Annotated in this window: 2 protein-coding genes; one reads left to right on the forward strand and one right to left on the reverse strand. The window is 63.2% G+C overall.

The window, feature by feature from the left end; all coding sequences use genetic code 11:
- A partial coding sequence (locus ACK4TH_RS12380) for a DMT family transporter (RefSeq protein WP_409626885.1) occupies nt 1-471 on the reverse strand: 471 nt, incomplete at its 3' end.
- A 38-nt stretch (nt 472-509) separates the two neighbouring features.
- Here ACK4TH_RS12380 and ACK4TH_RS12385 point away from each other — a divergent pair.
- A partial coding sequence (locus tag ACK4TH_RS12385; RefSeq protein ID WP_409626887.1) for a gamma-glutamylcyclotransferase occupies nt 510-877 on the forward strand: 368 nt, incomplete at its 3' end.

Here is an 877-nt window from a genome sequence, read left to right on the forward strand (position 1 = left end):
GCCTGGCGCTTGTCCAATAGGCGCTGTATGCTCTTGTGTTGATAGCGAAAACAAGGCAATCCCCGCCACGGCACAAACCACGGCGGCCCAGGTGCGTGGCGCCACGCGTTCGTGCAAAAAGAGCCAGCCCATCACCGCCACCGCGGCGGGAATCGCGGCCAGGGTCACTCCGGCCGTGACCGCATCGGTGAGGCTCACGCCATAGATCATGCAGATGGTGAACAGGAAATTGCCCAGAAACGACTGTAGAAACAACAGCCGCCGGGTTTGTGGGGCGAGGGGCGGCTCATCCACAGGTTTGCGGAGCCAATGCAACATGGCTACGCCACCAATGCCAAAACGCATCCATGCGAGCAGAAAAACCGGCAGCACGGCGGCCAGCGGTTTGGACAGCGCCACGTAGCTGCCCACCAGCGCCATGCTGAGGGCCAGGCACAGGTAGGCAAAGGGGCGGCTGGGAGTGGTGTTCACTAGACTGGTGATCGCTCAACGAAAAGGAGATGCGCATCATGCCCGACGAAACCCCGCCCGCCAGCCCTGCACGCCATGTCTTTGTCTATGGCACCTTGCGGCGCGGCGGATCCAATGACATCACCCGCCTTCGCCCGGCGCCAAGATTCATGGGGGCCGCCCAGGTGCCTGGGGTGCTCTACCACCTGGGGGCCTATCCCGGCATGGCATTGGGCGGGCCCCTGGGGGTGGTGCACGGGGAGGTGTATGCCATCGAGCCAGCGCTGGAAGCCGTACTGGACGAGATCGAGGACCTGGGGGCGACCCCCAGTGACGAGTATGTGAAGCGCGAGATCGTGGTTGATGTGGGCGGGCAGGGCGTGCCTTGCCTAGTCTATGAGATCAATCCCCGGTATGTAGTCTCTGC

The sequence above is a fragment of the Tepidimonas sp. genome (assembly GCF_046292505.1).
In the GTDB taxonomy this organism is placed as follows: Bacteria; Pseudomonadota; Gammaproteobacteria; order Burkholderiales; family Burkholderiaceae_C; genus Tepidimonas.